Raw genomic sequence first — 22970 nt, forward strand, 5'->3', positions numbered from 1 at the left:
GGGACGGGAAACGGGGATGCAGAAGGCCGACACTCAGGTCACCGAGCAGGTCGCGGGGCAGCCGGAGCCGCCCGCCGTGAACGGCTCGCCCAGCGCCGCCTCGCCCAGCGCCGCCTCGCGCGTCCCGCACATCAACCAGCTCACCGGCATCAGGGCGCTCGCCGCCCTGTGGGTGCTGCTGTTCCACTTCAGGCCGGAGCTGATCGAGGCGTTCGGCTTCCTCTACCCGCTCATCCCGCTGATGAACGTCGGGTACCTGGGCGTCGACCTGTTCTTCGTCCTCTCCGGCTTCATCCTCACCTACACCCACCTCGACCGCATGATCGTCGGGTGGGGACCGCGCAAGATGATCGCGTTCCTGTGGCTGCGGCTCTCGCGCATCTGGCCGGTCATGTTCACCATGCTGATCGTCTGGGGCTGCTACCTGGCCTGGCTGGCGACCACCACGAACGACGGCGGCTACCACTACGCGCTCCAGCCCGGCCGCTTCCTGGCGCACGTGTTCCTCGTGCAGGCCTGGGGAACGGCCCACCACGACTGGAACCCCATCGACTGGTCGCTCAGCGCCGAGTGGATGGCCTACATCGCGTTCTGCTTCCTCGTGGTGCTGCTGGCCAAGTTCCGCACCCTGCTGTCCAGCAAGGCCCTGATCGGCCTCGCGCTGCTGGCGGTCCTGCCGATCGTGCTCGTCGGCATCGGCTTCCAGGACGGCAGCGACCTGATGTGGGACGGCGACAAGGTCGTCGAGGGCATCGTCCCGCTGCGCGTGCTCACCGAGTTCGTCGGCGGCGCGATCGTCGCGGTGCTCGTGCTGCGGCACGGCCTGACCACCAAGCTGGCCTGGTTCCTGCGGCCGACCGTCGTCCTGCCGCTGATCCTGGTCGTCATCTACGCGATCTGCCTGTACGACCCGGCGGTGCGCGTGCGCTTCGCCGCCGACTGGCGCATCAACGGCCACCTCATGTGGGGGGCCACCGAGACCGTGGTGGTCGTCCCGCTGTTCCTGCTCCTGGTCGGCTCGCTCGCGGTCAGCGGGCGCGACGTCACCTCCCGCTTCCTCAGCACCAAGGTCATGGTCTGGGGCGGCAAGGTCTCGTTCGCGCTCTACCTCGTGCACTGGCTGCTGCTCGACCTGATGCGCAGGCTGCTCACCTCGTGGGGCTACGTGGACGACCCGAGCAGCTGGGGCTACCGGCTGCTGCTGATCGCCGCGCTCGTCCTCTCCGTCGTGGGCGGGTGGCTGCTGCACCGCTATGTCGAAGAACCGTGCCAGCGCTCCATGCGGAAGATGCTGCCGCGTTCGATCAAGGTCTGATCCGAGCGAGCCCACAGGGGTTCGGTAAGCTCGACAACTGCCTCACACGCCGCCCCGACGGCGCTACTCGACAACAACCGAGAGATGTGACGGAAGGGCCCGTGAACCAGCTTCCAGGAATTGTCGAACTTCTCGACGAAAGCGGCGTCGGCCTGACCGGTGGTGGAGGACTGCTCGACGAGCGGGAACGCCGCATCCTCATCGGCGCGATCAATTTCCACGCGCTCACCAGGCCCGGTCAGACGTTCCGGATCACCGTTCTTCGCGGTCCCAGGGGCTCGATGCCCTCGTTGACCGACGAGAAGACCCGTCAGATCGAGTGGGAGGACGACCGCGAGGTCGTCGGCTCGCTCGTCGTGCGCAGCACCGTGCAGACCACGACCGGCAAGGGCGCCACCGAGGGTCTGCTCGACCTCGCCGTCGACCTGGGCGGCGAGCCCGAGATCGCCTCGGCGTACCACCAGCTGCCCGGCGTCCTCGGCAAGGTCCGCCGCTCGGTGCGCTTCTTCGCACCGGTGCAGTTCGACGTGCTGCGCCAGTACCGCACCGACGTGACCGAGAAGCGCTACCGCCAGCGCGACGTGCCGAAGAAGGCGCCGGTCCGCATCACCAGGGGCACCACGGCCACCACCGCGGGCACCACCCCGGCGATCCTGTTCGGCATCCACTGGCTGGAGCTGGGCGGCGCCGAGCGGTTCGCGCTGGAGACGGTCCAGCTGGCCAAGGACGCGGGGTTCACCCCCATCGTGGTCACCGACCGGCCGTCCACCCACCCGTGGATCACCCGGCCGGAGCTGGACGGCGCCATCGTCGTCCCGCTGACCCACCCGGTCGCCGCCGCCGAGGAGTCCGCGTTCCTCAACGGCGTGCTCTCCGCGTACGACGTGCGCGGCGTGCACCTGCACCACAGCACCTGGCTGGCCCAGCGCCTGCCGTGGCTGAAGTCGATCCGCCCCGACCTCCCGGTGGTGGACTCGCTGCACATCCTGGAGTGGCGCACCGGCGGCTTCGTCGACATCTCGGTGCGGATGACCAACGTCATCGACCAGCACCACGTCATCTCCCCGATGCTGCGCGACTACCTCATCGGCAAGCAGGGCGTGAACCCGGACAAGGTGAAGCTGGCGACGCTGGCCAACCTGACCACCAAGGGGATCGAGGAGAACGCCCGGACCGAGAAGCCCGCGGGCGCCCCGTTCACGGTGGCGTTCGTCGGCCGGTTCACCCAGCAGAAGCGCCCGTACCTGTTCCTGCAGCTCGCGGCGAGCCTGAAGGAAGCGGTCGACAGCCCCGTCAAGTTCATCGTCCACGGCGACGGCGAGCTGGCGTCGGAGGTCACCGGGCTCATCGCCCGGCTCAACCTCTCCGACGTGCTGGAGCTGCGCGGCCCGGACAAGCCGGTCGCCAAGACCCTGGCCGACGCGGACGTGCTGGTGATCTCCTCCGACAACGAGGGCCTGACCCTCACGTCGTTCGAGGCGACCGCCGCAGGCGTCCCGGTGGTGTCGACCGAGGTCGGCTCGCAGGCGTCCCTCATCGCCGAGGACCTGCTGCTGCCGCGCCACCCGTACCCCTTCATCTCCACCGCGACCAAGCGCATCCGCACCATGATCAACTCGCCGGAGCAGCGCAAGATCTGGCTGGACGAGCAGGCAGGCAAGGCCGCCGCGTTCGCCAAGCTGCCCGACGCCCGGACCTGGGTCCGCGACACCTACGAAGGATGGCTCAAGTGAGCACCGTTGCCGCCGTTGTCGTCACGTACAACCGCAAGGCCAAGCTCCCCAAGGTGCTCGACCACGTGCTGGCCCAGACCCGCAAGGCCGACTGGCTCGTGATCGTCGACAACGCGTCCACCGACGGCACCGACGAGGTCCTCAAGCAGTACGAGGGCGTCGAGAACGTCGAGATCATCAGGCTCACCGAGAACACCGGTGGCGCGGGCGGCTTCGCCACCGGCATGAACCGGGGCTACGAGCTGGGCGCGGACTTCGTCTGGATCATGGACGACGACTGCTACGCCAACAGCGACGCGCTGGAGGAGCTCCTGGGCGGCCTGGCCAAGGCCGAGGCCGAGCTGGACATGCAGCTCCCGTTCGCCTGCTCGCTGGTCAAGTGGGTCGACGGCTCCATCTGCGAGATGAACAACCCCGTCACCACCTGGGACTGGGGCCGCCTCATCTCCAAGGGCCAGGAGAACGTGCTGGTCAAGCACTGCTCCTTCGTCTCGGTGATGTTCCCGCGCTGGGCCCTCACCAAGCACGGCCTCCCGCTGCGCGAGTACTTCATCTGGTTCGACGACCAGGAGTACACGCTGCGCGTCAACAAGTCCGGCCCCGGCGTGCAGGTGCTCAGCAGCGTCGTCGTCCACGACCTCGGCGTGAACCGCGGCGTGAACTTCAGCGACGTGAACGCCTCCAACATGTGGAAGTTCGAGTACGGCGCCCGCAACGAGGCCTCGTACCGCCTGCACCACGAGAACCCGGTCGCGTTCGCCAAGTTCGTCGGCCGCGTGCACCAGGGCCTCAAGCAGGGCCGCGTGCCCATGGGGCTGCGCGTCAAGCTGTTCAAGAAGATCGTCGAGGGCGTCAAGTTCAACCCGAAGCCGGAAATGCCGCGCTCGGTCCTCTGATCTGCGCTTCTCCCACCGGGCCCGCTCCACGTGGAGCGGGCCCGGTTTTTTCTGCGCCGGGTGGGAAAAAACGGGCGCTCACCGGAATCGGGGTGCTCCCTGTCACAGCGGGTCACTGCCGTACCCTCGCGCTCGTGAGCTTCGCTGGATTTGATCTGATCGTCGTCGGTTCCGGTTTCTACGGCCTCACGGTCGCCGAGCGCGCCGCGTCTCAGCTCGGCAAGCGCGTCCTGGTCCTGGAGCGCCGCGACCACATCGGTGGAAACGCCTACTCCGAGGCCGAGCCCGAGACGGGCATCGAGGTGCACCGCTACGGGGCGCACCTGTTCCACACCTCCAACAAGCGGGTGTGGGACTACGTCAACAAGTTCACCGAGTTCACCGGCTACCAGCACCGCGTGTTCGCCATGCACGACGGCACCGCGTACCAGTTCCCCATGGGCCTGGGCCTGATCACCCAGTTCGTCGGCAAGTACCTGTCGCCGGACGAGGCGCGGGCGTGGGTCGCCGAGCAGGCGTCGGAGATCGACGCCAAGGACGCCACCAACCTGGAGGAGAAGGCGATCTCGCTGATCGGCCGCCCCCTCTACGAGGCGTTCGTCCGCGACTACACCGCCAAGCAGTGGCAGACGGACCCGAAGGAGCTGCCCGCCGCGGTCATCAGCCGCCTGCCGGTGCGCTACAACTTCGACAACCGCTACTTCAACGACACCTACGAGGGCCTGCCGGTCGACGGCTACACCGCCTGGCTGCAGAAGATGGCCGACCACGAGAACATCGAGGTCCGCCTCGGCACGGACTTCTTCGACGTCCGCGCCGAGATCCCCGAGGGCACCCCGATCGTCTACACCGGCCCGGTCGACCGGTACTTCGACTACTCCGAGGGCTGGCTGGGCTGGCGCACGCTGGACTTCGAGATGGAGGTCCTGAACACCGGGGACTTCCAGGGCACGCCCGTCATGAACTACAACGACGCGGACGTCCCCTACACCCGCATCCACGAGTTCCGGCACTTCCACCCGGAGCGCGAGTACCCGGCCGACAAGACGGTCATCGTCCGCGAGTTCTCCCGCTCCGCGGAGAAGGAGGACGAGCCGTACTACCCGATCAACACGGCCGAGGACCGCGCCAAGCTGGAGAAGTACCGCGAGCTGGCGAAGAAGGAGGCCACCGAGCGCAACGTGCTCTTCGGCGGTCGCCTGGGCACCTACAAGTACCTCGACATGCACATGGCGATCGGCGCGGCGCTGACCGCGTTCGACAACAAGATCGCCCCGCACCTGACCGAGGGCAAGGCGCTCGACGGCTCCCTGGACTGACCGGTCCCGGCTGACGGGAAGGGCCCCGGCGCGTCGCGCACCGGGGCCCTTCCGCGTTCCGGGTCAGCTCACCCGGCGTTGATCGCGGTGGTCAGCGAGTTGTTGGTGTGGTCGGGGTCGAAGGAGTCGTTCCACATCGTGGAGATGGTGAACTCGGCGGCGGTGAGCGGCCGGTCGATCACCACGCGCGCCCCCAGCGTGAACGGGTGGCGACCCGCGCGGCGCCCGTCGGGCTGGCCGGTGACCTCGTTGGGCTTGTCGGTCGCGTAGAACGGCAGGTAGTCGCCCAGCCGCTCCAGCTTGGTGACGCCGTCCGGCAGGCGCAGCACGGCCGAGGTGCCGGAGCAGCCCGCGCCCTCGTGGCCGATGCCGCCGAGCACCTCCACGACGTCGCCGACCGCGTAGACGTCCTTGGCCGGGCTCAGGGTCAGCCCGGTGGGCTGGAAGTCGAAGCTGGGCTTGACCACGCCGCCGTTCGCGTCGGGGACGACCTCGCCCGCCGCCAGGTCGATCGGCGCGGACTTGCCGGTGCAGTGGCCGAACACGGAGTGGCCCCTGATCTCCGGGCCCCAGACGTAGCCGCTCAGCAGCCCGTCGGCCAGGTGCACCCGGTAGCCGCTGCCCGCGGGCGCCGTGATGGTGTAGCTGCCGTCCGCCCCGGTCTGGGTGTAGGTGCTGCTCAGGCCGTCGATGCCGACGTAGGCGCCCTTGAGCCCCGGCTCGCCCGCGTCGCGCTCGCCGTTGGCGTTCAGGTCCTGCCAGATGACGCCGGTGATGGCGCCGGTGCCCTCGGCGGCCGAGGCGGCGGGAGCCCCGCCGAGCGCCGCGGCGGTGGCGGCGATGGCCAGTGCGGTGATGCCTGCCTTGCGCATTGCTGTTCCCCCAGTGCTGTCGGTGCTCAGGTCAGTTGGCGGTGATGGTGGTGGTGGCGGAGTTGTTGGTGTGGTCGGGGTCCTGGGAGTCGTTCCACATCGTGGAGATCCGGAACTCGGCGGCGTCGAGCGGCCGGTCGACCACGACGCGGGCGCCCAGCGTGTAGGCGTGGCCCGCCGCGCGGCGCTCGTTCACCTGGCCGGTGACCTGGTTGGGCTTGTCGGTCGCGTAGAACGGCAGGTAGTCGCCGAGGCGGTCCAGCTTGGTGACGCCCGCGGGCAGGTCCAGGGTGGCGTGCGCCCCGGAGCAGCCCGCGCCGTCGTGCGTGATGCCGCCGAGCACCTCGACCACGTCGCCCACGGCGTAGACGTCCTTGGCCGGGCTCAGCGTGAACTCGGTGGGCTGGAAGTCGAAGACCGCGGACACCAGGCCGCCGTCCACCCGTGCGGCCTCCCCGGCCGCGACGCTGATCGGCGCGGTCTCGCCGGTGCAGAGCCCGAACGCCGAACCGCCCTGGGCCTGCGGGCCCCAGACCCTGCCGAAGCCGCTGTTGTCCGCGAGGTGCACCACGTGGCTGCCCGCCGGAGCGGTGATCGAGTAGCTGCCGTCCGCGGCCGTGGCGACGTAGCTGCTGTCCAGGCCCTTGATGCCGACGTAGGCGTTCTTGACGCCCGGCTCCCCGGCGTCGCGCAGACCGTTGGCGTTCAGGTCGTGCCAGACGACGCCGGTGATGGTGCCGGTGGCCTCGGCGGCCGAGGCGGCGGGAGCCCCGCCGAGTGCCGCGGCGGTGGCGGCGATGGCCAGTGCGGTGATGCCTGCCTTGCGCATTGGTGTTCCCCCAGTGCTGGCGCCCGTCGTCGGGCGGAAGGTGTTGTACCGAGCGGTTCGCGAAGTGATCAAGGCGTGAAGTGAGCGGAACTCGCTTTTCGTCGTGGCCGGTGGGAGGCCCTCGCGGACCTCCCACCAGGCGCGACGCGGAACCCCGGTACCCCCAGCACCGGACTTCCCCCAGCTTCGGGACACCGCGCCCCCCGTGCGGTGCGCCCCCTCCTCCACCCCGCCGGGCCCGGCCGGGCCGCGACGCCTCACGACGCCGCGGCCCGCCGTGCGACGGCCGACCGGACCGAGGACCTCCCCCGAGTCCCCCGAGCGGCGCCGCTCGGCGGGACCCCGGTCTCCGACCGCGTCCCCGGCGCCTCTCCGGTCCATCTCCGCCTCCTGAGCGAGGAGGCGGCTCCTCCGCCTCACAACGAGAACTCTGCCGCGAGGTGCTCCGGAAAAGCTGAAAGCGGCCCTTGAGGAATCCTCAAGGGCCGCTCCAGGCCTGACTTCGCGCTCCGGCGCTCACTTCCGGAAGAAGCGCTCCCGCTGGCCGAGCCTCACCAGCTTCAGCCACTCCACGAACGCCTTGGGGTCCTTGCGGACGCCCAGGAAGTACAGCCCGAACCGGGCCAGCTCCAGCAGGCCCAGCTTGCGCATCCCCGGCTGGGACAGCAGGTAGCCGCGGTTGCGGTAGGTGTAGTACCGCTTGATCTGGTTCTCCGGGTCCTGCGCGTGGAACCGGCCGCCCAGCATCGGCTTGAACTCGTCCGAGCCGTCCGGGTGCAGGTAGGCCACCTTCAGCGAGGTGCCGAACGGCAGCCCGCTGCGCACCAGCCTGCGGTGGATCTCCACCTCGTCGCCCCGGAAGAACAGCCGGTAGTCCGGCACGCCGACCACGTCGAGCGTGGACGCCCGGAACAGGGCGCCGTTGAACAGCGACGCGATCCCCGGCAGGAAGTCGGAGCCCAGCGCGCCGGTGTCCCGCTTCCAGGTCAGGCCCCGGCGCATCGGGAACGCCAGCTTCTCCGGGCGCTCGATGTTCGTGACGACCGGGGAGATCGCCGCCAGGTTCCGGCGACCGGCCTCCTGGAGCAGCACCTCCAGCACGGTCTCGTCGGCGGGCCTGCCGTCGTCGTCGGCCAGCCACACCCAGTCCGCGCCCAGCGAGAGCGCGTGCAGCATCCCCAACGCGAACCCGCCCGCGCCGCCGAGGTTCCGGTGCGACACCAGGTAGGTGGTGGGGATGGGGCACTCCGCGACCAGGTCGTCCACCGGCTGGTCGGGACCGTTGTCCACGACCACCAGGTGATCGAGCTGCCTCGTCTGCGAGGCGAGCACCTTGAGCGAGTCGGCCAGCAGTTCGCGCCGGTGCCGGGTCACCACGACCCCGACGACGGACCCCTTGGGCAGTGCGCTCACGTCCTACTCGCCACCGTTCGCAGTCGTGACCTTGGACTGACCGAGCCTCTTGAGCGTTTCCTCGCTCATGTTCGCGAACGGGTCGCGGCCCTTGTAGGCCGTCAGGACCTCGCGCAGGTCGCCCTGCTGCTTGACCCGACCCTCGTCCATCCAGATCGCCTTGGTGCACAGCTCGGCGAGCCACTCGTCGGCGTGCGAGGCGAACACCAGCAGGCCCGCGCGGTCCACCAGGTCGTTCAGGCGGTCGCGGGCCTTCTCCAGGAACGCGGCGTCGACCGCGCCGATGCCCTCGTCCAGGAGCAGGATCTCCGGGTTGATCGAGGTGACCACGCCCAGCGCCAGGCGCACCCGCATACCGGTCGAGTACGTGCGCAGCGGCATCGACAGGTAGTCGCCGAGCTCGGTGAACGACGCGATGTCGTCGACCCGCTTCTCCATCTCCTTGCGGGACATCCCGAGGAAGAGGCCGCGGATCATGATGTTCTCGTACCCGGAGATCTCCGGGTCCATGCCGACGCCGAGGTCGAACACCGGGGCGACCTTGCCGACGATGCGCGAGCTGCCGCGCGTCGGCTCGTAGATGCCCGCGAGGAGCCGCAGCAGCGTGGACTTGCCCGCGCCGTTGTGGCCGACGAGACCGACCCGGTCGCCGTGCTTCAGCGAGATGTTGATGTCGTGCAGTGCTTCGATGATCGGGACCCGGCCCTCAGAGCCGATCTTGCCGCCGACCTTGCCCAGTGCGAGCTTCTTCAGCGACCTCGACTTCGCGTCGAAGATCGGGAAGTCGACCGAGGCGTTCCAGACGTCGATGCTGACCATGTGCTTACGGCCTCACTCAGACCCAGTAGGAGACGCGCGCGCGGTAGTTGCGCAGCGCAAGGAGCGCCAGTGCCCAGCCGACCACGGTGAAGGCGCCGACGACGACCCAGTGGTGCCAGTCCTGCGTGTGGCCCAGCATCGGCGCGCGGACGATCTCCAGGAAGTGGTACAGCGGGTTCAGCTCCGCGATCAGCACCCGCCAGTCGCCGTTGTGCTCACCGAACTTCGACAGGATTCCGGTGTGCCAGACGATCGGCGTCATGAAGAACACCAGCTGGATGAAGCTGTGGATCACCGGCGGGATGTCGCGGAAGCGCGTGCTGATGATGCCGAACAGCAGTGCCACCCAGACCGCGTTCACCGCGAGCAGGAAGAAGGCGGGGATGGCGAGCAGCGCCGCCCAGCTGATGCCGGGGTGCAGGTTCGGGTCGCCCTGCATGTGGTACGGCTCGGAGAGCGTGCCGAAGAAGATTCCGGCCACGATCACGTAGACGACCAGGTTGTGCACGAAGAACAGCATCTGCCGCCACACGAGGCGGAGCACGTGCACCGTGATGGGCGCCGGGAGGTGCTTGATCAGCCCCTCGTTGGCGATGAAGACGTCCGTGCCCTCGGTGATGCAGCCGACGATGAAGTTCCAGATCAGGAACCCGGCCGTGATGTAGGGCAGGAACGTCGAGATGTCCTGGCCGAAGAGCTGGGAGTAGAGCAAGCCCATCGCCACGGCCGTGGTCCCCATGGAGATGGTGATCCACAGCGGGCCGATCACCGACCGGCGGTAGCGCTGCTTGATGTCCTGCCAGCCGAGGTGCCCCCACAGCGCCCTGTTTCGCCAGGCGTCGCGCACGTCCGCGAACGCGCGTGCGAACGTGCGGGAGTCAGGTGCGAGGGGTGCCTGGGGGTCGGCGACCGTACTAGTGGGTTGCACGGTGATTGAGAGTACCGGCGACGCTTTCTTGTGTTCCCCGCCGGTCGGTCACGTTGCGATTACTGCCTACCGCAGCCGTGGATGTTCGTCACCCGAACGAACAAGCGCCCAGTGGTTTTAGATGCACGCGTCGTAGTGAAAAAGCCGGATCATCCCCTCTCGTTCCACCAACCATGTCTCACAGTGACCGGCGGCCGGGTGCGGCGCCCGCGCAGGCCCGCCCCCGGAGCCCGCGCCGCGGGCCCTCGGGGACGGGCGCGTGGGACAGCTCACAGGTACTGGCCGGTCCCCTTGAAGTGCCCGCCCTCGGTCGACGCGGCGGAGGAGCCGCTGCCGGGGGGCAGCGCGCGACCGCGCATCTGCTCCAGCTGGGCGCGCGCCGCCATCTGCTGGGCGAACAGCGCCGTCTGGATGCCGTGGAACAGGCCCTCCAACCAGCCGACCAGCTGGGCCTGGGCGATCCGCAGCTCCGCGTCCGACGGCGTGCCCTCCTCGGTGAACGGCAGCGACAACCGCTCCAGCTCGTCGCGCAGCTCGGGGGCCAGGCCGTCCTCCAGCTCGTGGATGGACCGCTTGTGGATCTCCTTGAGCCTGGCCCGGCTCGCCTCGTCGAGCGGAGCCGCCCTGACCTCCTCCAACAGCTGCTTGATCATGGTGCCGATCCGCATGACCTTCGCGGGCTGCTCGACCAGCTCGGTCACGTCCTGCGGCGCCCCGTCCTCACCGCCGCCGAGGCGGGCCGCCCCCACCGGGGCGCCGTCCGGGCCCACGACGATGACGTGCTGGTCGGCCTCGGCCTGCTCGCGTGGCTCGTTCATGCCACCATCCTCGCCCGCGCCCCCGCCCGGTGCCGAACCGGCCCCGCGACATCCCGCGCCGATCCGGCCGCCCCTCCTGTCGCCGCCCGCCCCCCGCTACGTACGGTGTGCGGCATGGCGTTCGACGTCGCACGGGTCCGCGGCCTCTTCCCCGCGCTCGGCGACGGCTGGGTCCACCTGGACGCGCCCGCCGGGATGCAGGTGCCCGAGCAGGTGGCCACGGCCGTCTCCACGGCGCTGCGCGCACCGGTCTCCGGGCCGGGCGGCATCTTCCCCGCCTCGCAGCGCGCCGAGGCCATCGTCGACGCGGCCCGCCGCGCCGTCGCCGACCTCGTCGGGGCCGACCCCGCGGGCGTGGTCCTCGGCCCCAGCTCCGCGGTGCTGCTCCAGCGGCTGTCCGACGCCCTGTCCGAGGGCTGGTTCCTCGGCGACGAGGTCGTGGTCTCCCGGCTCGACCACCCCGGCAACATCGCGCCGTGGCAGCGCGCCGCCCAGCGCACCGGCAGCGTCGTGCGGTTCGCCGAGGTCGACATAGAGACCTGCGAGCTGCCCGCGTGGCAGTACGACGAGCTGATCACCGACAAGTGCAAGCTGGTCGCGGTCACCGCCGCCTCCGGCGCGGTCGGCACCCGCCCCGACCTGCCCAGGATCGGGGCCGTCGCGCGCGAGCACGGCGCGCTCGTGGTGGTCGACGCCTCCGCCGCCGCGCCGTTCGTGCCGCTGGACATCACCTCCATGCGCGCCGACGTGGTCGCCGTGTCCGCCAACACCTGGGGCGGCCCGCCGGTCGGCGCCCTGGTCTTCCGCGACCCGTCCCTGCTCGACCTGCTGCCCTCCGTCGCCGTCGAGGCGGGCGCGCGCGGGCCGGAGCGCCTCGAGCTCGGGCCGCACGCCTACCCGCTCCTCGCGGGCCTGGTCGCGTCGGTGGAGTACCTGGCCGGGCTGGACGACGCGGCCATCGGCCCCCGGCGGGAGAAGCTGCTCACCTCGCTGGGCTCGGTCAAGGCCTACCAGGCCGGGCTGCTCGCGAACCTGATCCACGAGCTGCGCTCGCTGCGGCACGTCACGGTCATCGGCGACGCGATGCGCCGGGTGCCCGCGCTGGCCTTCACGGTCGCCGGGGTCAAGTCCGCCGAGGCGGTGGAGCACCTGTCCGAGCGCGGGGTCTGCGCGTTCGCCGACCCCGGCCAGCACGGGGTGTTCTCCGTGCTCGGCGTCGGCGAGGTCGGCGGGGCCGTCCGGGTCGGGCTCGCCCACTACACCAACGCGGCCGAGGTGGACGACCTCGTGCGGGCCGTCGCCGAGCTGGGCTAGCGGGCCGGGCCTGCGGGCGGCTGGGCCCGCGGGCCTGCTCCGGGCAGACTTGGCCGGGCAGATTCATCGGGGCGGCGCTCCCGCGCCCGCCGAGGGCCTCGGACTTGGAGTGGGAACGGGCTTGGACGAAGCGCTGGCGAGAGAACTGGCCGACCTGTCCGCGCTGCACCGCCTGGCGCCCCTGATGTCGGAGTACCTGCCGTCGACAGCGCACGAGCTGAGCCCGTCGGCGCTGGTCGCCCTGCTCGACGAGGTGCTCGTGGGCTCCCGCACGGTGCTGGTCGAGTGCGGCTGCGGGTCCTCGTCGGTGGTGCTGGCGAGGCTGCTGGCCAAGCGCGGCTTCGGGCGCCTGCTGTCGCTGGAGCACGACGAGCGCACCGCCGCCTTCGTCGCCAGCCAGCTGCGCCGGGAGGGCCTGGGGCACGTGGCGCGCGTCGTGCACGCCCCGCTCACCGCGCACCCGGCCGCGGGCCCCGGCGGGCGGTGGTACGCGCCGTCGGCGGTGCGCGACGAGGTGTCGTCGTTCGTGGACAGCCACGGCCTGGTCGACCTGCTCATGGTCGACGGCCCCCTGCTGGGCGACTCGCGCTACCCGGCGCTGCCGGTGTTCCGCGACGTCCTCGCGCCGGGCGCGGCCGTGCTGGTCGACGACGCGCACCGGCCGGGGGAGCGGGCGGTGCTGGAGCGCTGGTCGCGCGAGTACGCGCTGCGCTTCCGCCCGACCGGCAGCACCTCGCTCGCGGCGGCCACGGCCCTGACCTGAGCGCCCTGGCCCTGGCGCTCAGGCCGCGCCCCCGCCGGACCCCGAGGGCCCACCGGACCCGGAGGGCTCGCCGGAACCGGGCGCGCCCGGCTTCGGCGGGCCGCCCCTGCGCCTGCCGACCAGCTCCGCCAGCGCCCGGCGCAGCTGCTCGGCGCCCTGGAGCTTGGCGGCGGCCAGGTACTCCTCCCACTGGCGCGCCAGGTCGTTCAGCGCGTTCTTCCAGTCCGGGCCCAGGTCGTTCAGGTCGACCAGGCGGCTGTTGTCCCTCAGCTCGCCGCCGCCGATTTTCTCCGACTTGTGCCCGTGGAAGCTGCTCTCGGGGTTCGCGGTCTTCTCCGTCGAGCGGGCGTCGTGCACGTAGCCGACCGGGCTGGGGATCTTCTTGCGGGACCACGGCATCTTCGGGGCCGTGGTCTCCATGCCCACCGCCACCACGCCGTCGTGCCACGGGGTCGGCGGCTGGAAGCCGATGAACAGGTGGCCGTGGCCGCCGTCCGGGGTGATGACGTCGTTGTTGAAGTCCCGGTTCCCCCAGCCGCCCGCCGCCAGGTTCAACCCGTGCAGCCTGCTCCACAGCCCGAGGCCGAGCACCGCGTCCACGGTGTTCTTGAGCGAGGCCTCGATCCCGCCCTGCTCCTCGAACGCCCCCCTCGCGCTGATGTGGTGGTGGTGCGTGGCGAACAGGCGGCGCTCCTCCGCCGCCTTCATCTTCAGGAACTCGTTCATGAAGAACGGGCTCTCCAGGCTCAGCTTGGGGACGCGGACGTTCACCCGGCCGCCGTGCGCGAGCGCCCGGCTCACGTCGCCCTCGGTGTAGTCGATGTGCTCGCCCTTCGCCGGGTCGAACACCTTCAACCCCGCCTGGAGCAGGACGAAGACCCGGATCAGCACCTCCCTGGCGCGGGCGACCGCCCTGCCCTGCGCCGCCCGCTCGTGCTCGGGCACCTCGTCGGGAGGGGTGTCCCGCAGCAGCGTCTCGACGAACGCGTTGCTGATCTGGTCGCCCCGCTGCGCGATCTCGGCCTCCGAACCGCCCTGCCGGAGGAACAGCGTCCGGCCGAGCGTGTAGGCCGGGGTGTTGATGTCCGAGGCGGGCGCGCTCGTCCCCCGGTACCGCTCGAAGGCGATCGTCGCCAGCAGCACGCGCCGTCCGGGATCGAGGCCCAGCCAGTCCCGGTAGGAGTGCGCGGCCAGGTAGGCGACGGCCTGCCCGTGGGTCCCGATGCCGACCTGGCCCAACCAGCCGTCCGGGCAGCCCTGGATCAGGTCGAGCTCCCTCGGGGTGAACAGCGGACCGCCGGAGAGCCGGGTGTGCAGCGCCGCGCGGACCGCCGCGACGCGCGCCGGGGAGTCGGGCTCCCCGGCGCCGGGGGCGATCTCGTTCGCCAGCTCGAACTCCGGGGTCGCCCGCTTCTTCCCCTTGGCCTCCGCGCTCGGCCCCGGCCGGTCGTCGCCGGGGTCCTCGACCATCCGCTGCACGATCGCGCTCGCCGTGCCGTTGCCCGCCAGCTGCTGGATGCCCATCAGCTGGCCGGTGCTCAGCGCCGGGGGCGGTCCGCCGCGCGCCGCCTCCCCGCCCGCGCGGGGCGAGCGCGCCCGCGGCGCGGGCCCGCGCTCCGCCGACCGCCGTTCCTGGTCCGGACGTGCCCGGTCCGAGTGCATGGGGCCTCCCGCCTCCGGTGATCATCTCCGAAGGTAGGCGGCGCCACCGCCCCGGCAGAAGGACTCCGGGGGCACCGGAGGGGCCGGTCCCGGTGCCCCGCCGGGCACCTCAGCCCGTGGCCAGCACCAGCTTCCCGAACACCGCCCCGCCGCCCTCCAGCGCCCGGTGCGCGTCGGCCGCGCGCTCCAGCGGCAGCACCTCGTGCACCACCGGCCGCACCCGCCCGTCCGCGACCAGCGGCCACAGCCCCTCGCGCACCGCCGCCACGACCGCGCCCTTGCCGGTCCGCCCCTCCACCGGCCGGTGCCGCAGCCCCGTCGCGATCAGCGAGGCCCGCTTGCCCAGCATCTTCCCCAGGTCCAGCTCGCCCCTGGCCCCGCCCTGCATCCCGATCACCACGAGCCTGCCGTCCGGCGCGAGCACGTCCACGTTCCGCCCGAGGTACGACGCGCCCATGTTGTCCAGCACCACGTCCGCCGCGCCGACCACCTCGACGAAGTCCTGCTCCCGGTAGTCCACCAGCACGTCCGCGCCCAGCTCCGCGCACCGCGCCAGCCGCTCCGCCGACCCGGCGGTCACCGCGACCCGCGCCCCCAGCGCCTTCCCGACCTGGATCGCGTGCGTGCCGATCCCGCCCGCGCCGCCGTGCACCAGCAGCGTCTCCCCGGCCCGCAGCCCGGCCAGCACCACCACGTTCGACCACACCGTGCACGCCACCTCGGGCAGCGCCGCCGCCGTCACCAGGTCCACGCCCTCGGGCACCGGCAGCAGCTGCGCGGCGGGCACGACGACCCGCTCCGCGTACCCGCCGCCCGCCAGCAGCGCGCACACCTCGTCGCCCACCGACCAGCCCTCGACGCCCGGCCCCAGCGCGGCCACCACGCCGGAGCACTCCAGCCCCAGCACCTCGGACGCGCCGCGCGGCGGCGGGTAGTGCCCCTTGCGCTGGAGCAGGTCGGCCCGGTTCACGGCGGTGGCCGCCACGTCCAGCAGCACCTCGCCGGGGCCGGGTGCGGGGTCCCGCACCTCCGACCACTGGAGCACCTCGGGCCCACCGAACTCACTCAGGGTGATCGCACGCATGGAAATCAACGGTAATCCGATCTTCGACGAGGCACCATCCAGGCATGAACCCCTGGCCCTTCCACGACCTCGTCATCACCACGCCCCGGCTCGAACTGCGCCCGGACGACGACGCGGGCCTGCTCGAGCTCGCCGCCGAGGCGCAGCGGGGCGTCCACCCGCCGGAGTACATGCCGTTCGCCTTCCCGTGGACCGACGCGCCCGCCGACCGGCTGGCCACCAGCACCCTCCAGCACCACTGGCGGCTGCGCGCCGCGCTCACCCCGGACGACTGGTCGCTGAACTTCCTGGTGCGCCTGGACGGCCGGGTGATCGGCACGCAGACCGCGGAGGCCAAGGACTTCGCCGCCACCCGCGAGGTCATGACCGGCTCGTGGCTCGGCCTGCGGCACCAGGGAGCGGGCCTGGGCACGGAGATGCGCGCCGCCGTCCTCGCGTACGCCTTCGACCACCTGGGCGCGGTCCAGGCGCGCTCGGCCGCGTGGGAGGACAACGCGGCGTCGCTCGCCGTCAGCCGCAAGCTCGGCTACCGGCCCGACGGCACCAAGCGCGCCGTGCGCCGGGGCGAGGCGGTCACCGAGATCCGGCTCCTGGTGACCCGCGAGCAGTTCACCCGCCCGACGTGGAATCCCACGGTCGAGGGACACGCAGCGTGCGCAGAACTGCTCATCGCGTGAAGAAACCCCCGGCCGAAGGATTGCGGGCCCGCCACCGGGTTTAGGAGGGTGCCGCAATCCGAGTGAAGGGGACGACCCCATGTCAGCAAAGAACGGAGTCCGACGCGCGGTGGCCATCGCCGCGTCGGCTTCCCTCGCGCTGGTAGCCGTTCCGACCGCGACCGCCGCCCCGGCCGGTCCGGACGGCCCCGCACTGGCGAAGAAGCTCACGAGGGAGGTCGGGGTCGACGGCGTCAACCGGCACCTGATCGCCCTCCAGCGCATCGCCGACCGCAACGACGGCAACCGCGCCGTCGGCACCCCCGGCTACGACGCCAGCGTCGACTACGTCGTCGGCAAGCTGCGCGGCGCCGGGTACGAGGTGACCACGCCGCAGTTCACCTACCCCGTCCAGATCTACGACGCGGCCACGGCCGCGGTCGGCGGCGACGAGTACGAGGCGCTGGCGCTGGAGGAGTCGCCGCAGACGCCCGTCGGCGGCCTCACCGGCCCGCTGCGGGCCGTGCCCGAGGACGCCACCCCCGGCTGCGAGGCGGACGACTTCGCCGGGCAGGACTTCACCGGCGCGATCGCCCTGATCCGCCGAGGGGCCTGCACGTTCGACGTGAAGCACCGCAACGCCGCGGCGGCGGGCGCGGTCGCCGTGCTCGTCGCGAACAACGCCGACGGCCCGTTGTCCGGCGTCACCCTCGGCTCGCCGGGCGTCGTGCCCACCGGCGGGGTGAGCAAGGCGGACGGCGCCGCGCTGTTCGGCCGCGCCGGGCAGCAGGTGACCGTGGACCTGCGGTTCCACGAGGAGAACCGGGTCGCCCGCAACGTCATCGCCCAGACCAGGACCGGCCGCTCCGACAACGTCGTGATGGCGGGCGCGCACCTGGACAGCGTCGAGGAGGGGCCGGGCATCAACGACAACGGCACCGGCTCGGCCGGCCTGCTGGAGACCGCGCTCAAGCTCGGCGGCTCGCCCAAGGTGACCAACGCGGTGCGGTTCGCCTGGTGGGGCGCCGAGGAGCTGGGGCTGGTCGGGTCCACCGAGTACGTGCGGGCGCTGGACTTCGAGCAGCAGCTGGACATCGCGCTGTACCTGAACTTCGACATGATCGGCTCGCCGAACGCCGCGTACTTCGTCTACGACGGCGACGACTCGGACGGCGTCGGCGCGGGCCCCGGCCCGCACGGCTCCGCGCAGGTCGAGCAGGCGTTCACCGACTACCTGGCCGCCGCCAAGGGGGTCGAGGTGGAGGGCACCGACTTCGACGGGCGCTCGGACTACGGCGAGTTCATCGCCCAGGGCATCCCGGCGGGCGGCCTGTTCACCGGGGCCGAGGGGAAGAAGACCGACGACCAGGCCGCGAAGTGGGGCGGCGAGGCGGGGGCCGCGTTCGACCCGAACTACCACGGCCCCGGCGACACCCTGGCCAACCTCGACCGCACGGCGCTGGACCGCAACGCCGACGCGCTCGCCTGGGTGACCGCGAGCTACGCGATCAGCACCGAGGACGTGAACGGCGTCCCGCCGCGCGCCACCAGGTCGACCTTCCGCGCCGCGGCACAGGCCCGCGCCGCGGCGGTCCACCCGAGCCACGCGGACGTGGCCTAGCGGGAAGCGGAGGGGGCGCCCCGCCGGTGCGGCGGGGCGCCCCCCTCGTCGTTCTCCGCCCTCGGACCGGGTCGGCCCCGGTCGTCGTCGGCCCTGTCGTCGTCAGCCCAGGTCGTCGGTGTCGAACGTCCCGCACTGCGCCGGGTTCCCGCTCCGGTACCCGGCGGTGTACCACTTCTGCCGCTGCTCCGAGGAACCGTGCGAGAACTGCGTGGTGTCCACCCGGCCGCCGCCCAGCTCCTTCTGGATGAAGTCGTCGCCGATCCGCGCGGCGGCGTCCAGGGCGGCGGCGATGTCCTGGTCCGTCACCCCGGTGATCAGCGGCTTGCCGGACGCGGTGGGCGTCGTGGTCGCGTGGTTGGCCCAGGCGCCCGCGTAGCAGTCCGCCTGGAGCTCCAGCCGCACCGAACCCGACTTCGGGCCCGTCTCCCTGCCGACCCGGCTGGACGTGCCCAGCAGGTTCTGCACGTGGTGCCCGTACTCGTGCGCCAGCACGTACGCCTCGACGAACGGACCGCCCGTGGCGCCGAACTTCGTCTTCAGCTCCTGGAAGAACGTCAGGTCGATGTACACCTGCGAGTCGGCCGGGCAGTAGAACGGGCCCGACGCCGAGCTCGCGCTGCCGCAGCCGTTCGTGCGCACGCCGCCGGAGAAGAAGTTGGTCTGCGCGGCCTTGTAGGACCGGCCGGACCGGGAGAACTGGTCGTTCCAGAACGCCTGGATCGAGTTGATGAACGCCACCGCGCGGCAGTCGTCCTCGCGGTTCGCGTCGGCGCCCGTGCGGCACTTCTGCGCCAGGGACTGCGACCCGACCTGCTGGTCCTGCCCCACGTCGCCGAACCCGGACCCCTGCGGCAGCGGGACGCCGCCGCCGATCTGGTTCAGCACCAGGTAGATGATCACGCCGACGATCCCGAGCCCGCCCCCGCCGAGGGCGACCCTTCCGCCGACGCCCCGCTGGTCGCTGACCTGCGAGGTGTCCAGTTCCGCGTCCTCGTTGAACTGCACGAGGTTCCTCCACAAGTCGCGTCCGCCACGGGCTGCGATCAACTTTAGCCCCGGACGCGCCAGGAGGTGGGCCCGATCCTCCGGGCCCACCTCCTGGTTGCTTCCACTACGGGAGTGACGTTCGCGTCCGGCGCGAGGTTGGCGTGGACCTCGGGCGGCGTCGTTCGAGACGGCGCCGGAGAGCACCGGGTCAACAGCGTCAAGCGCGTGGACTGCGCCCGATCCCTCCGCGGGACTGCGGGACGTCACTGAGAGGACATGTCAGCACCGCACCACCTAACCCTTCCGGAGTGCGAGCCGGATTCGTTCCGGCCGCCGTTCCTGGTTTCGAGGATGCGCCTGTTCCGGCCGTGATCGCAACCCGCCTGAACTGGTGAAACGACGACACACCGTCCGTGGTGGACGGTGGTCGCGGACGGTGAGCGGGCCGTGCGCGGCCCGCCCACCGCCCCACCCGACTACGGGGTGGTGGTGATGCGGTCCAGCGCCGGGGCGGACACGCTGGGGTGCGTGGCCAGGTAGCCGGAGAAGGCGTCCAGGTCGATGCCGCCACCGGTCACCGAGGTGCCCGCGGTGAACGCGCTGAAGCCGTCGCCGCCGCCCTGCAGGAAGCTGTTGATCGTGATCCGGTAGCTGGCGGCCGGGTCGACCGCCGCGCCGTTGATCGCCAGGTTCGAGACCTTGGCGCCCTGCGGCGCGGACGCCGACCAGGAGTAGGTCAGGCCCGCCGACGGCTGGAGCACGATCTGCCGCTGCGCGCCGTTCACGGTCTGCCACTGCTGCTCCAGCGCCGCCTTGAGCTGCGCGCCGGTCAGCGAGACGGTCTGCAGGATGTTGCCGAACGGCTGCACGGTGAACGCCTCGCCGTAGGTCACCACCCCGTCGCCCTCACCGGCGGGCGAGCCCGCGTAGGTCAGGTCGGCGCGCACGCCGCCGGGGTTCATCAGCGCGGCGACCGCGCCGTTGCCGGTGGTGGCGGCCAGCTGCGAGTCCGCGATCAGGTTGCCCAGCGCCGACTCGCCCGCCGGGTTCTGCGCCCGCAGGATGTCGGACGCGATGGTGCCGACCTGCTTGTTCGCGATCGGGCCCGCCTTGGACTTGGCCTGGTCGATCACGGCCTGGATCTTCGGGTCCGCGGTGACGTCCTGGGTGACGACGTGGTTGCGCGCCCTGGTCTCCGAGCGGACGACGTCGCGGGTCCGCTTGTCGATCTTCAGGTCGACCACGGACAGCTCGCGGCCGAACGCCAGGCCCTCGATGAACGGGCGCGGGTTGCCCGCCGGGTCGGTGACCGTGCAGTTGTACTGCTGGTGGCTGTGGCCGGAGAAGACCGCGTCGATCTTCGGGCTGACCTTCTCCGCGATCAGCCGACCGGGCCCGCCCGCGACCGTGTTGCAGTCGTCGGGGCCGCCGCCCGCGGTGTTGTCGCCCTGGTGCACCAGCAGCACGATGGACTTGACGCCCAGCCAGTTCAGCAGGTCCGCGTACTTGTTCGCGGCGGCGATCTCGTCCCCGAACTTCAGGTCCTTGATGCCGTTCGGGTCGACCAGGATCGGCACGTCCTTCAGCGGCATCCCGATGAAGCCGATCGGCACGCCGTCGCGGAACTCGACCCAGAACGGCGGCAGCGCGGGCAGGCCCGACTTGGCCAGGGTCACGTTCGCGCCGAGGATCTTGAACTTCGCGCCGGTGTACGACGGGCTGAACTGGCAGCCGTCGACCGGGTGGCAGCCGCCGTGCTGCATCCGCAGCAGCTCGCGGTAGCCCTCGTCGAACTCGTGGTTGCCCGCCGCGGTCGCGTCCATGCCGACCTTGTTCAGGATCTCCACGGTCGGCTCGTCGTGGAACAGCGCCGACACCACGGGCGAGGCGCCGATCAGGTCGCCCTGCCCGACGATCACCGAGTTGCGCACCTCGGACTGGAGCTTCTTGATGTGCGTGGCGTTGAACGCGGCGCCACCGGCGTTGACGGTGGTCCCGTCGGACAGGGTCACCCGCCCGGAGGAGCCCGTGGGCGGCTCGATGTTGCCGTGCAGGTCGTTGATGCCGATCAACCGCACGTCCACCGTCTTGCCCGAGGCGCGGCTGTCCGCCTGCGCGGGCGTCGCCGGGGACTGCGCGAGCAGGACCGCGGCGCCGGCAACGGCGGTCGCCGCCAGCGCGGCGCTCCGTCTGAACCAGGTCATGTTGGGGACTCCTCAGGGGGGCGCGCTCCGGGTAGGGGAGGAGCGCGTTCGGCGTGGCAGTCTGCCGCGCGCGGGTGAAGGGCACCAGACATCCCGGAGGATCGTCCGTTAACGGAGATGTCGCGGCCGTGGCCGCGCGCGGCCTTAGCCTGTGCGGTGTGGGAGCTGAACCGCGGTGGTTGGACGAGGGCGAGATGCGCGCGTGGCGCAACTACGTGGTCGGGGCGGCGATGCTCTCGGACCGGCTGCACCGCGAGCTCCAGACCGACCACGACCTGTCGCTCGCGGACTACGAGGTCATGGTGCGGCTCTCCGAACAGCCGGGCGGCCGGATGCGGATGTCCCAGCTGGCGGAGGATGTCGCGTCGTCCAAGAGCCGGGTCTCGCACCAGGTCGCGCGGATGGAGAAGGAGGGCCTGGTCAGGCGCCGCGAGTGCCCCGAGGACGGCAGGGGCGTGTTCGCCGAGCTGACCGCCGACGGCGCGCGGGTCCTGCAGAACTCCGCCCCGACGCACGTGCGGGGCGTGCGCGAGCACATGGTGGACCTGCTCAGCCCGGAGGAGCAGGAGGTGCTGGCGAAGGTCTTCAGCCGGGTCATCACGCACCTGCGGGGGGTGGACGGGTAACCTCGTCGCGCAGGGAAGCGTGGCAGAGCGGCCTAATGCACCCGCCTTGAAAGCGGGAGACCTTCACGGGTCCGGGGGTTCAAATCCCTCCGCTTCCGCAAGTGGTCACAAAGTTCGCGCGGGGCCGTTCCCCTTTCGGGTGGAACGGCCCTTCGGCTTTTCCAGCGACCTCCGATCACACCGGAAACCGCGCACCGCTCCGCCCCCCCCCGCCGCAAGTGATCGTGAGATGGATCGCCGCCCCGCCACAACGCCGGGCACCCGGTGTTAGCGTCCGCGCACTATCCGCGACCAACGGGGAGCACGTGATGACGGTGTTCGAGGCGGTCGTCGTCGCCCTCGCGGGGATGTTCGCGGGCGCCATCAACACCGTCGTGGGCTCCGGCACGCTCGTCACCTTCCCCGTCCTGCTCGCCATCGGCTACCCGCCCGTGGTCGCCAACGTCTCCAACAGCCTCGGCCTCGTCCCCGGCTCGCTCAGCGGCGCCTACGGGTACCGCGAGGAGCTCAAGGGCCAGGGGGAGCGGATCAAGCGGCTGCTGCCCGCCTCGGTCCTCGGCGGGATCGTCGGGGCCGTCCTGCTGGTCGTGCTGCCCGAGTCGGCGTTCTCCGCGATCGTGCCCGTGCTCATCGCCGTCGCCCTCGTGCTCGTCGTCGCCCAGCCGTGGATCAACCGCAAGCTCGCCGAGCGCAGGCGGCCCGCGCACGGCGGCGCCGCCCTCTGGACCGGGATCTTCCTCGCGGGCATCTACGGCGGCTACTTCGGCGCCGCCCAGGGCGTGCTCGTCATGGGGCTCATGGGCGTGCTCGTGGACGACCAGCTCCAGCGCATGAACGCCCTCAAGAACGTGCTCACCGCCTTCGTGAACCTCGTCGCAGGCGTCCTGTTCATCTTCATCGCCGACGTCGAGTGGCTGGTCGTCCTGCTCCTCGCCCTCGGCGCCGTCGTCGGCGGCCAGATCGGCGCGAAGGTCGGCCGCAGGCTCCCGCCGCCCGTGCTGCGCGGCGTCATCGTCCTCGTCGGGCTCGCCGCCATCGCCCAGCTCCTGCTCGCCTGACCGGCGCCGGGGCGGCCCCGCCGCAAGAGGGGGACCGCCCGCGCCGCGGC

General features: G+C 71.4%; 20 protein-coding genes and 1 tRNA gene. 11 read left to right on the forward strand and 10 right to left on the reverse strand.

Annotation, left to right across the window (positions count from 1 at the left end):
* Positions 1 to 16 precede the first annotated feature (16 nt).
* From CNX65_RS00635 to glf, 4 genes are all read left to right on the forward strand, one after another.
* Positions 17 to 1315 (forward strand): acyltransferase family protein, encoded by a 1299-nt coding sequence (locus tag CNX65_RS00635; protein ID WP_096491022.1) that lies wholly within the window; start codon positions 17 to 19, stop codon positions 1313 to 1315.
* A 101-nt stretch (positions 1316 to 1416) separates the two neighbouring features.
* Positions 1417 to 3048, forward strand: coding sequence for a glycosyltransferase (locus CNX65_RS00640; RefSeq protein WP_096491023.1), 1632 nt, complete (start codon positions 1417 to 1419; stop codon positions 3046 to 3048).
* Positions 3036 to 3944, forward strand: a complete 909-nt coding sequence (locus tag CNX65_RS00645) for a glycosyltransferase (protein WP_218181797.1) — start codon at positions 3036 to 3038, stop codon at positions 3942 to 3944. Before CNX65_RS00640 ends, CNX65_RS00645 begins: the two co-directional genes overlap by 13 nt.
* 134 nt (positions 3945 to 4078) lie before the next feature.
* Positions 4079 to 5263, forward strand: a complete 1185-nt coding sequence (gene glf / locus CNX65_RS00650; protein WP_096491025.1) for a UDP-galactopyranose mutase — start codon at positions 4079 to 4081, stop codon at positions 5261 to 5263.
* Positions 5264 to 5331: 68 nt separating this feature from the next.
* Here glf and CNX65_RS00655 read toward each other — a convergent pair whose 3' ends face one another.
* From CNX65_RS00655 to CNX65_RS00680, 6 genes are all read right to left on the reverse strand, one after another.
* Positions 5332 to 6135 carry an SdrD B-like domain-containing protein gene (locus CNX65_RS00655; protein ID WP_096491026.1) on the reverse strand — a complete coding sequence of 268 codons (804 nt, stop codon included), beginning with the start codon at positions 6133 to 6135 and terminating at the stop codon, positions 5332 to 5334.
* Positions 6136 to 6166: 31 nt separating this feature from the next.
* Complete coding sequence (locus tag CNX65_RS00660) at positions 6167 to 6964, reverse strand: SdrD B-like domain-containing protein (protein ID WP_096491027.1); 798 nt, start codon at positions 6962 to 6964, stop codon at positions 6167 to 6169.
* Positions 6965 to 7480: 516 nt separating this feature from the next.
* A complete protein-coding gene (gene glfT1, locus CNX65_RS00665) occupies positions 7481 to 8377 on the reverse strand; it encodes a galactofuranosyltransferase GlfT1 (protein ID WP_012782766.1) in 897 nt (298 codons plus the stop codon).
* Positions 8378 to 8380: 3 nt separating this feature from the next.
* Positions 8381 to 9196 (reverse strand): galactan export ABC transporter ATP-binding subunit Wzt/RfbE, encoded by an 816-nt coding sequence (gene wzt / locus CNX65_RS00670; protein WP_012782767.1) that lies wholly within the window; start codon positions 9194 to 9196, stop codon positions 8381 to 8383.
* A 16-nt stretch (positions 9197 to 9212) separates the two neighbouring features.
* Positions 9213 to 10124, reverse strand: a complete 912-nt coding sequence (gene wzm / locus CNX65_RS00675; RefSeq protein WP_096491028.1) for a galactan export ABC transporter permease subunit Wzm/RfbD — start codon at positions 10122 to 10124, stop codon at positions 9213 to 9215.
* 269 nt (positions 10125 to 10393) lie between these two features.
* Positions 10394 to 10942 carry a bacterial proteasome activator family protein gene (locus tag CNX65_RS00680; RefSeq protein WP_096491029.1) on the reverse strand — a complete coding sequence of 183 codons (549 nt, stop codon included), beginning with the start codon at positions 10940 to 10942 and terminating at the stop codon, positions 10394 to 10396.
* A gap of 114 nt (positions 10943 to 11056) precedes the next feature.
* On the opposite strand from CNX65_RS00680, the gene CNX65_RS00685 reads away from it, so the two are divergent.
* On the forward strand, positions 11057 to 12256 hold the full coding sequence (locus CNX65_RS00685; RefSeq protein ID WP_096491030.1) for a cysteine desulfurase-like protein: 1200 nt from the start codon (positions 11057 to 11059) through the stop codon (positions 12254 to 12256).
* Between the two features lie 121 nt (positions 12257 to 12377).
* Positions 12378 to 13019 carry a class I SAM-dependent methyltransferase gene (locus CNX65_RS00690; protein ID WP_218181798.1) on the forward strand — a complete coding sequence of 214 codons (642 nt, stop codon included), beginning with the start codon at positions 12378 to 12380 and terminating at the stop codon, positions 13017 to 13019.
* An 18-nt stretch (positions 13020 to 13037) separates the two neighbouring features.
* Here the strand turns inward: CNX65_RS00690 and CNX65_RS00695 are convergent, their stop codons facing one another.
* Together CNX65_RS00695 and CNX65_RS00700 are read right to left on the reverse strand one after the other, a co-directional pair.
* Positions 13038 to 14681 (reverse strand): hypothetical protein, encoded by a 1644-nt coding sequence (locus CNX65_RS00695; protein ID WP_096491032.1) that lies wholly within the window; start codon positions 14679 to 14681, stop codon positions 13038 to 13040.
* A 109-nt stretch (positions 14682 to 14790) separates the two neighbouring features.
* The gene (locus CNX65_RS00700) at positions 14791 to 15765 is read right to left on the reverse strand and encodes an NAD(P)H-quinone oxidoreductase (protein ID WP_096491033.1); all 975 of its coding nucleotides are present in this window, start codon (positions 15763 to 15765) and stop codon (positions 14791 to 14793) included.
* Positions 15766 to 15809: 44 nt separating this feature from the next.
* Between CNX65_RS00700 and CNX65_RS00705 the strand changes: the two genes are divergently transcribed.
* Together CNX65_RS00705 and CNX65_RS00710 are read left to right on the forward strand one after the other, a co-directional pair.
* Entirely contained in the window at positions 15810 to 16442 is a 633-nt protein-coding gene (locus CNX65_RS00705; RefSeq protein WP_096491034.1) for a GNAT family N-acetyltransferase, read from the forward strand.
* Between the two features lie 79 nt (positions 16443 to 16521).
* A complete protein-coding gene (locus tag CNX65_RS00710; RefSeq protein WP_096491035.1) occupies positions 16522 to 18042 on the forward strand; it encodes a M28 family metallopeptidase in 1521 nt (506 codons plus the stop codon).
* 102 nt (positions 18043 to 18144) lie between these two features.
* Here the strand turns inward: CNX65_RS00710 and ypfJ are convergent, their stop codons facing one another.
* Together ypfJ and CNX65_RS00720 are read right to left on the reverse strand one after the other, a co-directional pair.
* A complete protein-coding gene (ypfJ, locus tag CNX65_RS00715; protein WP_096491036.1) occupies positions 18145 to 19050 on the reverse strand; it encodes a KPN_02809 family neutral zinc metallopeptidase in 906 nt (301 codons plus the stop codon).
* Positions 19051 to 19508: 458 nt separating this feature from the next.
* Positions 19509 to 21236, reverse strand: a complete 1728-nt coding sequence (locus CNX65_RS00720) for a bifunctional metallophosphatase/5'-nucleotidase (protein WP_096491037.1) — start codon at positions 21234 to 21236, stop codon at positions 19509 to 19511.
* A gap of 194 nt (positions 21237 to 21430) precedes the next feature.
* On the opposite strand from CNX65_RS00720, the gene CNX65_RS00725 reads away from it, so the two are divergent.
* The 3 genes from CNX65_RS00725 to CNX65_RS00735 all read left to right on the forward strand — a co-directional run bounded on the left by CNX65_RS00725 (position 21431) and on the right by CNX65_RS00735 (position 22920).
* Positions 21431 to 21862: a MarR family winged helix-turn-helix transcriptional regulator gene (locus CNX65_RS00725; RefSeq protein ID WP_096491038.1), complete on the forward strand. Its 432-nt coding sequence runs from the start codon at positions 21431 to 21433 to the stop codon at positions 21860 to 21862.
* A 13-nt stretch (positions 21863 to 21875) separates the two neighbouring features.
* Positions 21876 to 21960: transfer RNA gene (locus CNX65_RS00730), tRNA-Ser, on the forward strand.
* 210 nt (positions 21961 to 22170) lie between these two features.
* Positions 22171 to 22920 (forward strand): sulfite exporter TauE/SafE family protein, encoded by a 750-nt coding sequence (locus tag CNX65_RS00735; protein ID WP_096491039.1) that lies wholly within the window; start codon positions 22171 to 22173, stop codon positions 22918 to 22920.
* Positions 22921 to 22970 lie beyond the last annotated feature (50 nt).

Origin of the sequence: Actinosynnema pretiosum (assembly GCF_002354875.1) — a bacterium.
GTDB classification, from domain to species: domain Bacteria; phylum Actinomycetota; class Actinomycetes; order Mycobacteriales; family Pseudonocardiaceae; genus Actinosynnema; species Actinosynnema auranticum.

Coding starts and splice junctions, on each gene's coding strand:
- CNX65_RS00635 (WP_096491022.1), top strand. CDS start 17: ATGCAGAAGGCCGACACTCAGGTCACCGAGCAGGTCGCGGGGCAGCCG.
- CNX65_RS00645 (WP_218181797.1), top strand. CDS start 3,036: ATGGCTCAAGTGAGCACCGTTGCCGCCGTTGTCGTCACGTACAACCGC.
- CNX65_RS00655 (WP_096491026.1), bottom strand. CDS start 6,135: ATGCGCAAGGCAGGCATCACCGCACTGGCCATCGCCGCCACCGCCGCG.
- CNX65_RS00660 (WP_096491027.1), bottom strand. CDS start 6,964: ATGCGCAAGGCAGGCATCACCGCACTGGCCATCGCCGCCACCGCCGCG.
- wzt (WP_012782767.1), bottom strand. CDS start 9,196: ATGGTCAGCATCGACGTCTGGAACGCCTCGGTCGACTTCCCGATCTTC.
- CNX65_RS00680 (WP_096491029.1), bottom strand. CDS start 10,942: ATGAACGAGCCACGCGAGCAGGCCGAGGCCGACCAGCACGTCATCGTC.
- CNX65_RS00685 (WP_096491030.1), top strand. CDS start 11,057: ATGGCGTTCGACGTCGCACGGGTCCGCGGCCTCTTCCCCGCGCTCGGC.
- CNX65_RS00695 (WP_096491032.1), bottom strand. CDS start 14,681: ATGCACTCGGACCGGGCACGTCCGGACCAGGAACGGCGGTCGGCGGAG.
- CNX65_RS00700 (WP_096491033.1), bottom strand. CDS start 15,765: ATGCGTGCGATCACCCTGAGTGAGTTCGGTGGGCCCGAGGTGCTCCAG.
- CNX65_RS00705 (WP_096491034.1), top strand. CDS start 15,810: ATGAACCCCTGGCCCTTCCACGACCTCGTCATCACCACGCCCCGGCTC.
- CNX65_RS00710 (WP_096491035.1), top strand. CDS start 16,522: ATGTCAGCAAAGAACGGAGTCCGACGCGCGGTGGCCATCGCCGCGTCG.
- CNX65_RS00720 (WP_096491037.1), bottom strand. CDS start 21,236: ATGACCTGGTTCAGACGGAGCGCCGCGCTGGCGGCGACCGCCGTTGCC.
- CNX65_RS00725 (WP_096491038.1), top strand. CDS start 21,431: ATGCGCGCGTGGCGCAACTACGTGGTCGGGGCGGCGATGCTCTCGGAC.
- CNX65_RS00735 (WP_096491039.1), top strand. CDS start 22,171: ATGACGGTGTTCGAGGCGGTCGTCGTCGCCCTCGCGGGGATGTTCGCG.